Origin of the sequence: Acetobacter sp., from assembly GCF_052102375.1 — a bacterium.
Classification (GTDB): Bacteria; Pseudomonadota; Alphaproteobacteria; order Acetobacterales; family Acetobacteraceae; genus Acetobacter.
The window spans coordinates 99,628-113,881 of sequence record NZ_JBQDXI010000004.1 but is presented as its reverse complement, the minus strand read 5'-3'; the positions used below and the strand labels follow the sequence as shown (position 1 = coordinate 113,881).

At 53.3% G+C, this 14,254-nt stretch carries 10 protein-coding genes and 1 tRNA gene; 6 read left to right on the top strand and 5 right to left on the bottom strand.

What is annotated here, in order from left to right; genetic code table 11:
• The first annotated feature begins 268 nt into the window (after nt 1–268).
• Together putA and ACTIDN_RS03005 are read left to right on the top strand one after the other, a co-directional pair.
• A complete protein-coding gene (gene putA / locus ACTIDN_RS03010) occupies nt 269–3,898 on the top strand; it encodes a bifunctional proline dehydrogenase/L-glutamate gamma-semialdehyde dehydrogenase PutA (RefSeq protein ID WP_441375920.1) in 3,630 nt (1,209 codons plus the stop codon).
• Between the two features lie 180 nt (nt 3,899–4,078).
• Nucleotides 4,079–4,762 carry a YoaK family protein gene (locus tag ACTIDN_RS03005; protein WP_048838514.1) on the top strand — a complete coding sequence of 228 codons (684 nt, stop codon included), beginning with the start codon at nt 4,079–4,081 and terminating at the stop codon, nt 4,760–4,762.
• A 90-nt stretch (nt 4,763–4,852) separates the two neighbouring features.
• On the opposite strand, the gene ACTIDN_RS03000 is transcribed toward ACTIDN_RS03005, so the two are convergent.
• The 5 genes from ACTIDN_RS03000 to ACTIDN_RS02980 all read right to left on the bottom strand — a co-directional run bounded on the left by ACTIDN_RS03000 (nt 4,853) and on the right by ACTIDN_RS02980 (nt 11,429).
• Complete coding sequence (locus tag ACTIDN_RS03000; RefSeq protein ID WP_415507988.1) at nt 4,853–6,211, bottom strand: amino acid permease; 1,359 nt, start codon at nt 6,209–6,211, stop codon at nt 4,853–4,855.
• Between the two features lie 79 nt (nt 6,212–6,290).
• Nucleotides 6,291–7,790 carry a hypothetical protein gene (locus ACTIDN_RS02995; protein ID WP_441375946.1) on the bottom strand — a complete coding sequence of 500 codons (1,500 nt, stop codon included), beginning with the start codon at nt 7,788–7,790 and terminating at the stop codon, nt 6,291–6,293.
• Between the two features lie 730 nt (nt 7,791–8,520).
• Nucleotides 8,521–8,594: transfer RNA gene (locus tag ACTIDN_RS02990), tRNA-Gly, on the bottom strand.
• Between the two features lie 67 nt (nt 8,595–8,661).
• Nucleotides 8,662–10,050: a DNA repair protein RadA gene (gene radA / locus ACTIDN_RS02985; RefSeq protein WP_441375919.1), complete on the bottom strand. Its 1,389-nt coding sequence runs from the start codon at nt 10,048–10,050 to the stop codon at nt 8,662–8,664.
• A 53-nt stretch (nt 10,051–10,103) separates the two neighbouring features.
• Nucleotides 10,104–11,429 (bottom strand): UDP-glucose dehydrogenase family protein, encoded by a 1,326-nt coding sequence (locus tag ACTIDN_RS02980; protein ID WP_441375918.1) that lies wholly within the window; start codon nt 11,427–11,429, stop codon nt 10,104–10,106.
• Nucleotides 11,430–11,663: 234 nt separating this feature from the next.
• Here ACTIDN_RS02980 and ACTIDN_RS02975 point away from each other — a divergent pair, with 234 nt between their 5' ends.
• From ACTIDN_RS02975 to ACTIDN_RS02960, 4 genes are all read left to right on the top strand, one after another.
• On the top strand, nt 11,664–12,449 hold the full coding sequence (locus tag ACTIDN_RS02975; protein ID WP_048838591.1) for an MlaE family ABC transporter permease: 786 nt from the start codon (nt 11,664–11,666) through the stop codon (nt 12,447–12,449).
• The gene (locus tag ACTIDN_RS02970) at nt 12,446–13,225 is read left to right on the top strand and encodes an ABC transporter ATP-binding protein (RefSeq protein ID WP_441375917.1); all 780 of its coding nucleotides are present in this window, start codon (nt 12,446–12,448) and stop codon (nt 13,223–13,225) included. The genes ACTIDN_RS02975 and ACTIDN_RS02970 overlap by 4 nt, the downstream gene beginning before the upstream one ends.
• Before the next feature lie 102 nt (nt 13,226–13,327).
• Nucleotides 13,328–13,471 (top strand): hypothetical protein, encoded by a 144-nt coding sequence (locus tag ACTIDN_RS02965; protein WP_181015826.1) that lies wholly within the window; start codon nt 13,328–13,330, stop codon nt 13,469–13,471.
• Nucleotides 13,472–13,579: 108 nt separating this feature from the next.
• Nucleotides 13,580–14,221: a TetR/AcrR family transcriptional regulator gene (locus tag ACTIDN_RS02960; protein ID WP_441375916.1), complete on the top strand. Its 642-nt coding sequence runs from the start codon at nt 13,580–13,582 to the stop codon at nt 14,219–14,221.
• Nucleotides 14,222–14,254: the final 33 nt, after the last annotated feature.

The following is a 14,254-nucleotide window of genomic DNA, read 5'->3' as shown; positions in this document are numbered from 1 at the left end:
TAAAATCTACCCACATCACGCCCAAAACAGAGGCGGTAGAGTAGATTTTCCTTATTTTTCAATCTTATGAGAATGCGCGTTCTCTGGTCAGAAAACAGGCCTGATCTCTGGACGATCTGCCTGCGTTTTTTTGCGTAATATATGATCTTGCAAATAATATATTATCATGCGAAGGACGAAAAATCGTTATTTAGCCAAAACTTCCTGAAACCGTATTGCATCAGAGATGTCTTGCGCTGCCACCACGCTGGAAGAATAGCCTATGCCCATGAGCGACACATCTGCCCCTGTGTTTTCGTCCCGCACGCCGCTGCGCAAAGCCATCATTGAGGCCTTCCGCCAGCCTGAAGCAGCTTGCGTAAACGCCCTGACCCCTGCAGCAACCCTGAGCGAAGCGGAAGCTCAGGCCACCACGGCTCTTGCAACCCGTCTGGCAGAAACACTGCGTGCAGACCGTAAGCCGGGACTAGTGGAAACATTGGTGCAGGAATTTTCTCTGTCCTCTGCTGAGGGTGTCGCCCTGATGTGTCTGGCGGAAGCCCTGCTCCGCATTCCAGACACGGCAACGCGTGATGCCTTAATTCAGGATAAAATTGGTGAGGGGGATTGGCTTGCACACGCCTCCCGCGGGCGGCCACTATTTGCCAATGCCGCCGCATGGGGTCTGGCTCTGACGGGCGGCCTTGTTGCAGAACGAGATGAAAAAAACCTGACTAACTTACTGCTCGGTTTTGTTGCCCGCAGCAGTAAGGCAGTTATTCGCAAAGCTGTTGATGCTGCAATGCGCCTGATGGGTGAACAGTTTGTACTGGGCGAAACAATTGAGCAGGCCCGTAAAAACAGTAAGAAACTGGAAGATATAGGCTTCGCCTACTCCTATGACATGCTGGGTGAAGCCGCCTTTACGGCACAGGATGCAGAACGCTACCGGCAGGACTACCTCAACGCTATTCACGCCATTGGCCGTAGTGCTGTTGGCAGCAATGTTTATGAACGTCCCGGAATTTCTATAAAGCTTTCCGCCCTGCATCCTCGTTATGTTCGCGCACAGCGCGACCGGGTGATGACAGAACTGCTGAGCGTTGTGCAGGAACTCACCCTGCTGGCGCGCAAATATGATATCGGCATCAATATTGATGCCGAAGAGAGCGAACGCCTCGACCTCTCACTCGATCTGCTTGAAGCCCTGTGTCACACACCGGGCCTTGAAGGCTGGAACGGTATTGGGTTTGTGGTTCAGGCTTACGGCAAACGCTGCCCATTTGTGCTGGACTATATTATTGATCTGGCCCGCCGCACCAACCGGCGTCTGATGGTTCGCCTTGTCAAAGGGGCTTACTGGGACAGTGAAATCAAGAAAGCACAGATTGAAGGCCAGTCTGACTTTCCCGTTTACACGCGTAAATGCCACACTGATATCAGCTACCTGGCCTGTGCTCGTAAGCTGCTTGCGGCGCGTGACGTTATTTTCCCGCAATTTGCCACCCACAATGCGCGGACCCTTGCCAGTATCTACACCCTTGCGGGCAAGGAATTCCAAATTGGATCTTACGAATTTCAGTGCCTGCATGGCATGGGCGAGCCGCTTTACAAGCAGGTTGTTGGCGCAAACAAACTTGGGCGCCCTGCCCGCATATATGCTCCGGTTGGCACGCATGAGACCCTGCTTGCTTATTTGGTACGCCGCCTGCTGGAAAACGGAGCCAACTCCTCCTTCGTCAATCAGATTGGCGATGAAGCCATTCCTGTTTCAGCCCTGATTGAAGATCCGCTGGAAGTGGCTCATGGTTTTAAGCCCTACGGCGCAACACATACAGAAATTCGCAACCCCACAGATCTATTTGTTCCAGAACGCCGGAATTCCGCAGGGACTGACCTAGCAGATGACAAAGTGTTGGCCGATCTTGCCAAAGGCATAGAAAAAGCCCCTAAAAGCTGGAAGTCCGCCCCTCTGGTTGCAGGCCTTAAACCTAAGGGGGACGCCCAGCCGGTCACCAACCCTGCTGATCACTCGGATTGTGTGGGCACTGTTATTCAGGCAACACCAGAAATCGTGGCAAAAGCTGCCTTAGCCGCCGAGAAAGCAAAAGCAAACTGGGCCAATACAGCTCCGACCCAACGCGCTGATATTTTGGAAAAAGCCTCTGACCTTCTGGAAGAACGTCAGGATGAATTACTGGCTCTTCTCTCACGTGAAGCCGGGAAGTCTCTTCCAAATGGTATCGCAGAAGTACGGGAAGCGGTGGACTTCCTGCGCTATTACAGCGCAACCATCCGCAGGGACTTTACGAACGCCACCCATGTACCACTTGGTATTGTTGCCTGCATTAGCCCATGGAATTTTCCGCTTGCCATCTTCCTTGGCCAGATTGCTGCGGCCCTTGCCGCTGGTAACGTTGTCTTAGCAAAACCTGCCGAAGAAACACCCCTTGTTGCGGCTCTTGCTGTAGGCATTCTGCATCAGGCTGGTGTGCCTGTAGGGGCCGTGCAGCTTTTGACGGGCGATGGGGAAACTGGCGCGGCTCTGGTTGGGGATGAGCACGTGTCTGGTGTTATGTTCACCGGCTCAACCGTTGTAGCACAAATCATCAACCGTCAGATTGCAGCACGCCGTACACATACAGGCCAGCCTATACCGTTTATTGCGGAAACTGGTGGCCAGAACGCCATGATTGTTGATTCGTCTGCTTTGGCGGAACAGGTGGTGGCGGATGTCGTGGCCTCAGCGTTTGACAGTGCCGGGCAGCGTTGCTCCGCATTGCGGCTGTTGTGTGTGCAGGAAGACTGTGCTGACCATATCCTCACCATGCTCCGCGGGGCCATGCGCGAACTCCGCCTTGGCAACCCCGCACATCTTGCTACGGATGTGGGGCCAGTTATTACTGCTGAGGCAGCGGAAGGTATTACCAAACATATTGAAGCCTTCCGCGCCAAAAAGGCACCGGTTTATGCATTGCCCGTGCCTGAAGCCTGCACCAATGGCAGCTTTGTACCGCCCACACTGATTGAAATTACATCCGTGCGGGAAATGGGGGCTGAAGTTTTTGGCCCGGTTCTGCACGTTTTGCGCTATGCCCGCGCTGAACTAGACCGTGTGCTGGCTGACATTAATGGCACAGGATACGGCCTGACATTCGGGCTGCATACCCGAATTGAAGCCACTGTCACGCATGTACTGTCACATGTTGAGGCAGGTAACCTGTATGTAAACCGCAACACCATTGGGGCTGTTGTTGGCGTACAACCCTTTGGAGGGCGCGGCCTTTCCGGCACCGGGCCAAAAGCAGGAGGCCCACTCATATTGCGCCGCCTTCTGGCACAGGCCCCGGATCTGGGGCCACTAGTACGGGGCAAGCTCCCGAACACCATGCGTGTATGGACGGACTGGCTACGCGAGCAAGGCGAGAGTGCCTGCGCTGCAACCGCCGCAACGCTGAGCCGTACTCCACTCGTTGGAGGGGAATGCACCCTGCCCGGCCCTGTTGGTGAGAAAAACCTGTATAGCCTGATGCCACGTGGAAATATCCTGTGCATTCCGGCTACAAAAACCGGGCTGTACAACCAGATCTCTCTTGCTCTCTCTGGCGGCAATAAAGCGCTCGTATTGGCACACGACTCTGCCTCAGTCTGGCACTATTCCCTCCCCGCCAGCTTGCAAAAGGCAATTGAAATTGTGAGCAGCGCCACAGTAGAACCCTGCGCTATTGTGTTGGCCGAGCGGGATGACGAAGCTTTTACTGCAGCCCGCACAGCTCTCTCTGCGGGTGATTACCCCATTGCCTCAGCGTGGATCACAGGCACGGGCCTGCCTGCTGCTGAGTGTGTGCTGGAGGAACAATCCTGCAGTATCAACACAACAGCGGCAGGCGGCAATGCCAGTCTGATGACACTTAGCTAACTAAACCCACTATACTCTTGCTACCCCCATACCTGCCTGACAGGTGTGGGGGCATTTTCATGGCCGGGTCTGCACCGGATGCAACACGGCCTTGACGTAAAACACATACAAATGGACCAGAAAGTGGTATGAGAACGCACTCTCTTATCCATTTCTTCAATATATAAATCTGGAGCTATCATGAGCACCCGCGCAGGACATGACCCTAGACTGGTTGCCGCCATTATTCTGGTAACCATGGCCATGGGCATGCTCGACGCCATTTCCCTGCTGCATCTAAAAATTTTTGCAGGCTACATGACGGCGACAGTACTGTTGATGGCCGTACATATAGCGACATCAGAAACAATTGTTCTGTCCGGGTTTGAAGCCATTGGTTTTTATTTGCTCGGCGCCATGACCGGGGGCAGACTTACGCGGCGCGACCGCAGCATCCGATATGCGGTGGGCGATATTTTGTTGCGCGTGGGGCTACTGGTAGGGCTCACAGCATTGGTCTGGGCCGCCAATCCGCCCGGCAGAACCTACATTACACTTGCTTTGCTGGCTTTTGCCATGGGCATGCAAACGTCTGCCACACGCCATGCAAAAGTGGCTGATATGAGCCTGCCTGCCGCCACAATGCTTTTACATGGGCTTGCCCATAACAGTCCTTTTGCTGGCGGTAAGAACCCCGGCACATGGCGTAGGCTTTCGGCTATCTGTGGTCTTTTTGTCGGTGCTGTTATTGGCACACTTGTGTCCAGCCACAGCATCTCTTTAGCTATTGCGGTAGCAGGCGGCACAATTCTGTCTGCCGGCACATTGCTGTATCTGCGTGAGCACCGGTTGTTAGCGGGTCTGGATAATCTGATTGTTCATTAACGCCTAAAGGCAATTAGGCTCGTCACACAAAAAAATACCCCTGCTACATGCATGCGGCAGGGGTAAAAAAAGTAGCCTGCTCACATTAGTTCAGGAACGTCGGCTCCACACACATGCTGCGGCATAAAACGCAACGGATGTGCCAAGACTGGCAAGGGCTGTCATGCGCTCTGCATCGTTAAAGATCATGGCAACAAAAACCAGTGCAACGGCCAGCAGGGTTACATAATTGCAGACCGGGAAAAGCGGCAAGTTAAAGCCTTCCGCCTGTCCCGCTTTTTCTGCTCTACGGCGTGTTACCAGATATGCGGTAACAATCATGGAATAGACAACCAGAATAACCCCACCGCTACAGCTCAATAAAAATGCAAAAATTGTGTCTGGGGACAGGATAGATGAGAACGCAACCAATGCCCCGACAATGCTGCTGACCACAACTGCCATACGCGGCACCGTAGTCGCGGTAGACCGTGCCAGACTGGACGGTGCATCGCCACGGCCTGCCAGCTCTGTCAGGATACGGGATGTGATATACATGCTGGAATTGAGGCAGGATAAAATAGCGCTCAAAACAACAATGCGCATAAACAGGCCTGCACCAGGTATGCCCATTGTATCCATCGCCGTTACAAACGGAGACTTACCGGGCACAATGTTCGTCCAAGGCACGACCAGCAGTACCATGGCCACAGAGAACAGATAAAACAGTGTTACACGTGTGCCGATTGTACGCGTAACCCGCGCAACATTTTTAGATGGCTCAGAAGACTCTGCTGCTGCAACAGTTGCAATTTCAGACCCCATCATGGTGAACAGAATAGTCGGGATAATTGCAAGAACCGCCACAATACCATGCGGGAAGAACCCACCGTGCCCAAGGAAGTTGTGCATTGCTGGCACACCCGGACCAAAGACATGCAACACATACAGCAAGGCTACGCCAATAAAAGCAACAATGCTAAGAACCTTGATGAGAGACAACCAGAACTCGCACTCACCAAAAATCCGGGGAGCAGCAAAATTGATGAGCTTTAAAGCAACGATAAGCAGCAATGAGAGAAGCCAGACTGGTAAAGCCACCCAGTCCCGCACCAGCAATGCGCCTGCTATGGCCTCACTCCCCAAGACAACAACCCAGAAAAACCAGTAGAGCCACCCTGCGGTAAACCCTGCACGGTTACCATGAGCTTCACGGATATACTCGACAAAAGAGCCGCGGCCGGGGTCAACCACAACAAGTTCGCCCAGCATACGCATGACCAGAATAACCAGCAGACCAACAGCCAGAAAAGCAACCAGCACACCCGGCCCGGTCGTTGCTATGGCAGCACTGCTGCCCACAAATAGCCCTGCCCCAATAATGCCGCCCAGTGCGATCATGGCAATATGCCGGTTTTTTAACCCTCCGGATGCAGAAACCGGTGTGGTGGTGCTGCCCTGTTCGGTCATATGCTGGTGTTCCTCAGTTTCGTTTCTTGCTCAGATCATTTATCAAACGGAAAGAAATTTCTACCCCGCATTCGTCTTGTCAGAAGTGTTTGTAGAAATAGAATTCCAGAATGCCAGACTGCCTGCTTATTTTTGGCATAGGGTATCCTGCGGGCAAGCCAGCTTGCGCAAGCGCCTTGCCTGAAGGTCCGGAAAAGGCCATCCCCCCGGCAAGTGCTGCGGATGTCGTTGCATTCATTGCGTATTCCGCCGTGACATCAACCTCGTCAGAAATATGGTTGGCCACATTGTGCAGCCCTGCACCAGACGGGTGAAGCAAGGACAAATTGTAGTAATGCACACCCAGTTTCAAGCCATCTTCCCGTTTTAAGAGATGAAAAGGAGCTGTTACAGTCAGGTCAAACTGCTGCACTTTGAGGTTTGAGAGGGGCGCAAGATACATACCAATAATTTCACCGGGCCAATACCCGCCGTAGCAGTAGCGTTTGCCATCATACAGGAAGAGAGTGTCGTAACTTCTCTTGACTGTACCGTTAGGATTTTTACCGCCACCAAACTGCGTATAGCGATAAAAAACCTTGGGTTGCCACGGTAACATTGTAAACCGATAACCCGGCTCAAAAAACATGCCGTATGCTTCTACGGATTTGTAACCATTGCCCGCATGGCTATTCTGCTCAGAAACAAAACTACCGTAAAATGTGAAATTCTTTGAAATTCCAAGTGCTTTTACAGGGAATAGTGTTCCTCCCCAGCTAAGGGATGCCACATTCATGCCGTTACGGTCTGCTCGGGCTGAGTGATCATATCCTGCAGAGGTATCAGCATCGCGTATGTGAAAATATGTAAGTGTTACGTAAGAGGCACGCTCCGCATAGACACTGCCGCCATGCCCTCCGGGTGTGCTGGTAAACCAACTGACATCAAAACCCACAAATTTGGTTTTTGGCCTGTCATAGCCTCGATCAATATCGTTATCTGTGTTGCTCTCCAGCATAAACGCATCCGCCCTGACGGACTGGCCTTCCAGTTTGATAACGCCGGGTCCGGAAAAGGCAAAACGTGGTGCATACCACCACGCCCCCCTGCGGCCTGCACTATAAGTGCCCTTACCAATCAAAAAGCCATCATCAACAATAAAAGACTGCCGCCCACCCAGCACTGTCAGAGTGTGCGGGGCATGTGCAATTTTTACAGGCATGGTGAGGCCAATATTGGCCTCTTCCAGATAAATGGAGTGTGGTGACCCCGAGGTTTGGGACATGATTTGTCCGTCACCATGCCCAAGCGTTGCAGCACCCAGCGCGGAGGCTGTGCCAATAACAGCAACGCCGTGCCCCCAGTCCCATCGGCCTGTTAGGATAGGCTTGCCATATAACTCACCAGAGGCAGGGCTTTTGGTGCGTTTATACTGGCCATCTGACCGAGGCGCATAAGACCCTGCACCAAAATTAACACTGGGCAGGTAAAATGCCGCGCCACCAATGTCCAGACCACCCTGTACGGTCAGTCCGCCAACAGACACGAGCGTTTTTTCCGCCTTTGCGTAGGACGATAAGGATGCAACAGCCCCCAGCATCAGGCTTGAATAGAATAAGCGACGCATGATGCTTCAGCGTCTCCCTTCCTGATCTGACAAGCCTGCCTTCAACTGTGCGTGCTCCATGCCCATGCCCTCCCCATTACTCTTGTTATTTTTGTGAGGTGCCCAATGCAAAAAGTAGCTTCATTCCTCCAACCCAAGAAATTCCTGAGTGCGGTTATAATCACGAACGAAGCAGACCATATATTATCTTCATCGTAATATAAACTCTACATGAGGATATATTATTTTCAAGGTCATTTTTCTACGGATTTTTCAAAATACAAAGTGATGCATTTCATAACATTATAAATAAACAAAAATATATCTCAATACATTGTGATTGTTTCATAACCGGAATTTAGAATTATAAGCAATTCCATACCTAAAAATTCTTAATTTTTTTACCTTTGTAGTCTGCACACTCTTATTTTTGGAATTTCCTTTAATGAAAAACTTCCATTTCAATCTTGAAATAAAATAAAACCCTATAACTATTTATAAAGAGAAAGTGTCACATAAAATTGATAGAGACTTTAACTTGTGTCTCTTAAACGCTTTTGTCTGGAGAAGAGGCACCACTCACCATGAATGAGCAAGCAATAACCCACTATGGAATACGCCAATCTGAGAGCGCATTATTACGACAAGCAGGAGCATACTCTTCAGCGCATAACAACACTGGCAAAAGCTGAGTAACTTTATGTTTTATAGGAAAAAACTACGCTGGAGCGGATGAGGGGAATCGAACCCCCGTATGCAGCTTGGGAAGCTGCCGTTCTACCATTGAACTACATCCGCGTAAGCGTGTGACGCGCACTATACTGATTTCACACGCCCTGACAATCCACTTTTATCACCTATTGGCTTATTCAGCATCCATGTCTGCGCTGATCAAATCAGACAAATGTCCCAACTCACGCAAGGCCAGTCCTTCTGGTGGCTTATTGCGGACACTCCCCCGCGCAACACGCCGTGGTAGGGTTGCCTGATCAAACCCTAATTTGGCGGCTTCTTTCAACCGGGCATCCGCCTGCGCAACCTGCCTGACCTCACCCGACAAACCCACTTCACCAAAATAGACCTCGCCGGAGCTGGTGGGGACACCACTGGCGGCAGAAATAAGAGCGGCTGCCACGGCAAGGTCGGCTGCTGGCTCCACCACCTTCAACCCGCCTGCAAAATTCAGATAGACATCCATGCCGGATAACTTAAGGCCGCATCGGGTTTCCAGCACGGCAAGCAACATGGAAAGCCGCCCGGTATCCCACCCCACAACAGCCCTGCGTGGCGCACCATCCCCGCTTTTGGGAGAAAGCAACGCCTGTACTTCCAACAGCACAGGCCGCGTTCCTTCAAGTCCGGCAAATACGGCAGACCCGGCAATATTCCCCCGCCGCTCTGCCAGAAACAATGCAGACGGGTTGCTGACTTCCTCCAATCCCCGATCTGTCATGGCAAAAACGCCAATCTCATCCGTAGCGCCAAAGCGGTTTTTGGCAGCCCGCAAAATGCGGAACTGATGCCCGCGGTCACCTTCAAAATACATGACGGCATCCACCATGTGCTCCAGCACACGTGGACCAGCCAAGGCCCCTTCCTTTGTGACATGCCCAACAAGGATGAGGCTAAACCCGCGCCTTTTAGCCAGCCGGATAAGCTCAAACGCACACGCCCTGACCTGCGAGACCGTACCGGGTGCGCTTGCCACAGTTTCCAGCCACATTGTCTGGATGGAGTCGATAATAACAGCTTTAACGTCTGTCTCGGCCTCTAGGGTTGAGACAATATCAGCCACGTTAATGGAAGCCGCGAGGTCGAGTTTTGTCGTCCCCACCCCCAGACGCAGGGCGCGCAGGCGGATTTGATCGACCGCTTCTTCCCCAGAAATATAGAGAACACGTTCGCCATTGCCCGCCAGACGGCAGGCGGCTTGCAGCAGCAGGGTCGATTTACCAATGCCGGGGTCACCCCCCACCAGCACAACGGAGGCTGGCACAAGCCCCCCCCCTAACACACGGTCAAACTCTGCAATGGTCGTTTCAATACGGGGTGGTGGCTTGGCTATACCGTCCAGCCCCTCCAGTTTGATCCGTCGACCTTTTGCAGCACCAGAAGCCGTGGAGGCTGCCAGCGGCTCAACTGTTTCTTCTTCCAGCGTGTTCCATTCACCGCAGGCTTCACACTGGCCAACCCACTTGGGGTACGCCGTCCCACAATTGCGGCACACAAACTGGCGGGACGGTTTTTTAGCCACGCTTATTTCTCCCTGTCATACATCAGGCAATCTGGTGCCTGATGACGTATTCCTCAAGGCCGCCCAACAGACTGATAGGTAAGCCCCGCAGCACGCATGGCCTGCGGGTCGAAAATATTACGCAGGTCCACCACAACGCCGCTGCGCATCCGTTTGGCAATTTCGTTGGGGGAAAGTGCGCGGAAAATATTCCACTCCGTCAGCACAACCAGCACGTCTGCCTGATCCGCCACTTCCAGCGCATCTGCACAATACACAACACCCTCAGGCAGGAGCGGCTTGGCTGCATCCATACCAACAGGGTCAAACGCGCGAATGGTCGCTCCAGCTTCTGCCAGACGGTGCAGGATGGGAATGGAGGCTGACTCCCGCATATCATCCGTTTCTGGTTTAAAAGTCAGCCCCAGCACACCTACGGTCTTACCAGCGACAGAGCCACAGCATGCACTGGCAATACGGCCAGCCATACCGGCCTTGCGGGCCTCGTTCACCTGCACGGTTGTCTCAACCAGACGGCTGGCGCTATGGGCTTCCTGCGCTATGCGAGACAGAGCCAGCGTGTCTTTGGGAAAGCAGGAGCCACCATACCCTGGGCCGGGCTGGAGAAAGTCCCGCCCAATACGCGTATCCAGCCCCATGCCACGTGCAAGTTCATGCACATCTGCACCCAGTTTTTCGCACAGATCCGCCATTTCATTAATAAACGAGATCTTCATGGCAAGGAACGAGTTAGAGGCATATTTGGTCAACTCTGCCGTTTCCAGACCGGTAAACAGCAAAGTGGCCTCGCTGCTGGCAAGGGGGCGGTATACCTGGCGCAGCACGGCTTCAGCTTGAGCGGCCCGTTCCGGGCGCTTTTGGTCCAGCCCGATAATCACACGGTCAGGACGCATAAAGTCTCCAATCGCGCTGCCTTCACGCAGAAACTCGGGATTGGAAGCCACATCAAAGTCAGCCTCTGGCCGTGTTGCGCGGATAATCTCGGCAATACGGCGGCTGGTGCCAACAGGCACGGTTGATTTGGTGACAATAACCGCATAGCCCGTCAGGGCTTCCGCAATCTGGCGAGCGGCTGCGTGAACATATTGCAGGTCCGCGGCACCATCCCCATTGCGCGGTGGGGTGCCAACAGCAATAAAAACTGCGGCGGCCCCGGCAACTGCCTCTGCAATATCATCCCCAAAGGTAAGACGTCCTGCCTGACTGTTGGAAGCAACCAGTGCATCCAGCCCGGGTTCGTAAATGGGAATACGCCCTTCACGCAGGGCAGAGAGGCGGGTTGGGTTTGTTTCAACCACAGACACGTTAATACCAAATTCAGCAAAACATGCGCCTGACACCAGCCCGACATACCCGCCGCCAATCATGGCTATACGCATTTGCAGCCCTCCCGCCTTTTTCTTGTCCGGCCCAACAGGCCTGTTTGTGCCCAACACATGCCCTCAGCCGCCGGGACCTGCAATGGCTAACACCAATACAGCCGTGATTTTGTGTCCCAAACCGCAGTCCTCCCTTCACACACCCACTCAGGCTTTGACGTGCCCTGCGTATCAGGCTACGGCAGTAGGCTTGATTGACCCGTCACACTGCATCAGGAGCGACAGCCGCAGCGTATGGATATTGTGCTCAACCTTGTGGCCAGACTGGGCCGTGCCACGCTTGCGCTTATACGGGCAGCCGGGTCTTTGGCTCTCTTTGCGCTTGAAGGTCTTTCACATATTGTGCGGCCACCTTTCTACGGACGGGTGTTTTTTGGCGCTTTTATGGAAACGGGTTTTTTCTCCCTTCCCGTTGTGGCGCTGACAGCCCTGTTTTCAGGCGGCGTCATTGCCCTGCAATCCTATACCGGTTTTGCGCAATATCATGTGCAGAACGCCATTGCAGGCATTGTTGTACTTGCGGTTACGCGTGAACTTGGGCCCGTGCTGGCAGGCTTGATGGTTGCTGGCCGCGTGGGCGCTGCTATGGCCGCACAAATTGGCACCATGCGTGTGACAGATCAGGTGGATGCACTCACCACCCTGTCCACCAATCCCATGAAATATCTGGTAGCACCCCGGCTGCTGGCTGGGCTTATTGCCCTGCCCCTGCTGGTATTGATTGCAGACGTGTTGGGTGTTGCTGGCGGATTTACGGTCTGCGTCATGAAGCTTGGCTTCTCGCCCCATGCCTATATCGTGTCCACCCTCAACTCTCTTAAAGCTATTGATGTGACAGTCGGGCTGGTTAAGGCCGCGCTCTTCGGGTTCCTGATCGCGCTGATGGGCTGTTACTATGGGTACAACAGTAAGGGCGGCGCTGAGGGCGTAGGCTCTGCCACCACGGCTGCAGTTGTTGTGGCGTCCATCCTGCTGCTGGCGTTTGATTACCTCCTGACAGACCTGTTCTTCTCACAATGACAGATACCCGCCCCCCCAAGATCCGTATTCGTGATCTGCACAAGTCTTTTGGTGCCAAGAAGGTGCTGGACGGCATTACGCTGGATGTACCGCAAGGCACGTCTTTTGTTATTATCGGTGGGTCAGGCAGTGGGAAATCCGTACTGCTCCGCTGCATCCTCGGGCTGATTGTTCCTGATTCCGGCAGCATTGAAATTGACGGGGAAAATATCCTCACGGCCTCTAGCAAGCGTCGTGAAGCCCTGCGCAGCGAAATTGGTATGCTGTTCCAGAACGGCGCCCTATTTGATAGTTTACCCGTGTGGGAAAACGTAACTTTTGGTCTGCTGGCGCGCAAACGCCTGAAGCGCTCGGAGGCCCGGGCGCATGCAGGGAGCATTCTGGCACAGGTAGGGCTCGATCCCTCGGTCGGTGAGCTCTACCCCTCCGAGTTGTCCGGCGGGATGCAAAAACGCGTTGGGCTGGCACGTGCCATTGCCGCAACGCCGGATATTTTGTTTTTTGATGAACCCACAACTGGTCTGGACCCCATTATGGGGGCCGTAATTGACGGCCTGATTGTGGATTGCGTCAAAAAACTGGGGTCAACAGCCATTGCCATTACGCACGACATGGCCTCTGCCCAGCGTATTGGGGATGAAGCCGCCATGTTATACAAAGGCAGACTTATCTGGCAGGGGCCTGCAACCTCCTTGATGAACAGTGGCAACCCCATGGTGGACCAGTTTACGCACGGCAGGCGCGAAGGCCCTATTGGCATGGAACTCCGCAAATAAACACTCTGCCGTATAATGCAGCTTTTTACAGTCTAACTGCTTGCCCACCCGCCCTGTGAATGAGATAGAGACAGGGTGGTAGACCTGAATGGAAATAAGACCATGAAACATGTGGTACTAATGCTGGTATGTGCTGTTGCGCTTTCTGCCTGTGGCATGTTCAAAGGCGAGCCAAAACGCATGACGACCCCGCAGGAATGGGAAAAGTTCGGGTACCACGACAACCTGCACAGCAATCATAAATAACTGTTACAGGGTCGTGGCTGTCGGGTTTGGCACGAGTACACCATAAGGCCATGCGCACGCTAAACGCGACCTGATAGCCTTTGCCCCGATAAGACATCACACAAGTTTATGACCCTGCCCCCACCTACCACCCCACGCCGCCGCAAGCAGCTCGACCGTAGTGCAGCCACTCAGGAAAAAGTTGTTCACGCTGCAGCCGCCCTTCTGCAAACCAACGGATATGCGGCAACAACCGTACAGGCCATTGCACGGCAGGGTGGCATAAGCCTTGGTGCCATGCAGCACCATTTTCCTACAAAGGCTTTAGTAATGGCGGCAGTGTTACGGCACTATGGCCTCAAACGGGCCAGCCTTTACCGGCGCGCCATGACTCACAAGACAACCCCCACAGAAAAAATAGACGCTATGTTGGAGGCCTTGTGGACGTTGATCTGCGAAGGGCCGGAATTTATTGCCACCATTGAAATAGAACTTGCCCGCCGCAGCGATGCCGAACTTGCAGAGGCCACTGCCCCGGTTCTGGCCCGCATTGATGCCTTCATGGCGCGCTGGCTTGCCAACCTGACATCCAACGTCCCCCCCACAGTGTGGGAACCACTGCGCTTGTTGGCCACAACAATGCTGCGCGGGCTGGCACTGGAAATTGTGCGCGGCACACCGTTGTCCGAACTTGAAAAAACCTATGCCATATGGTGTTCATTCGCTCGGGCGGAATACTTCAAAATCATTTCCGCTTATCAAAAACCATAACTGATTGTTTTTTAATCGATACAGATCCTGCCA

Excerpts from the sequence above, each read along its gene's own strand:
- ACTIDN_RS02970 (WP_441375917.1), top strand. The coding sequence starts at position 12,446 with ATGACAGATACCCGCCCCCCCAAGATCCGTATTCGTGATCTGCACAAG.
- ACTIDN_RS02965 (WP_181015826.1), top strand. The coding sequence starts at position 13,328 with ATGAAACATGTGGTACTAATGCTGGTATGTGCTGTTGCGCTTTCTGCC.
- ACTIDN_RS02960 (WP_441375916.1), top strand. The coding sequence starts at position 13,580 with ATGACCCTGCCCCCACCTACCACCCCACGCCGCCGCAAGCAGCTCGAC.
- ACTIDN_RS02995 (WP_441375946.1), bottom strand. The coding sequence starts at position 7,790 with ATGCTGGGGGCTGTTGCATCCTTATCGTCCTACGCAAAGGCGGAAAAA.
- ACTIDN_RS02975 (WP_048838591.1), top strand. The coding sequence starts at position 11,664 with ATGGATATTGTGCTCAACCTTGTGGCCAGACTGGGCCGTGCCACGCTT.
- ACTIDN_RS03005 (WP_048838514.1), top strand. The coding sequence starts at position 4,079 with ATGAGCACCCGCGCAGGACATGACCCTAGACTGGTTGCCGCCATTATT.
- ACTIDN_RS03000 (WP_415507988.1), bottom strand. The coding sequence starts at position 6,211 with ATGACCGAACAGGGCAGCACCACCACACCGGTTTCTGCATCCGGAGGG.
- ACTIDN_RS02980 (WP_441375918.1), bottom strand. The coding sequence starts at position 11,429 with ATGCGTATAGCCATGATTGGCGGCGGGTATGTCGGGCTGGTGTCAGGC.
- putA (WP_441375920.1), top strand. The coding sequence starts at position 269 with ATGAGCGACACATCTGCCCCTGTGTTTTCGTCCCGCACGCCGCTGCGC.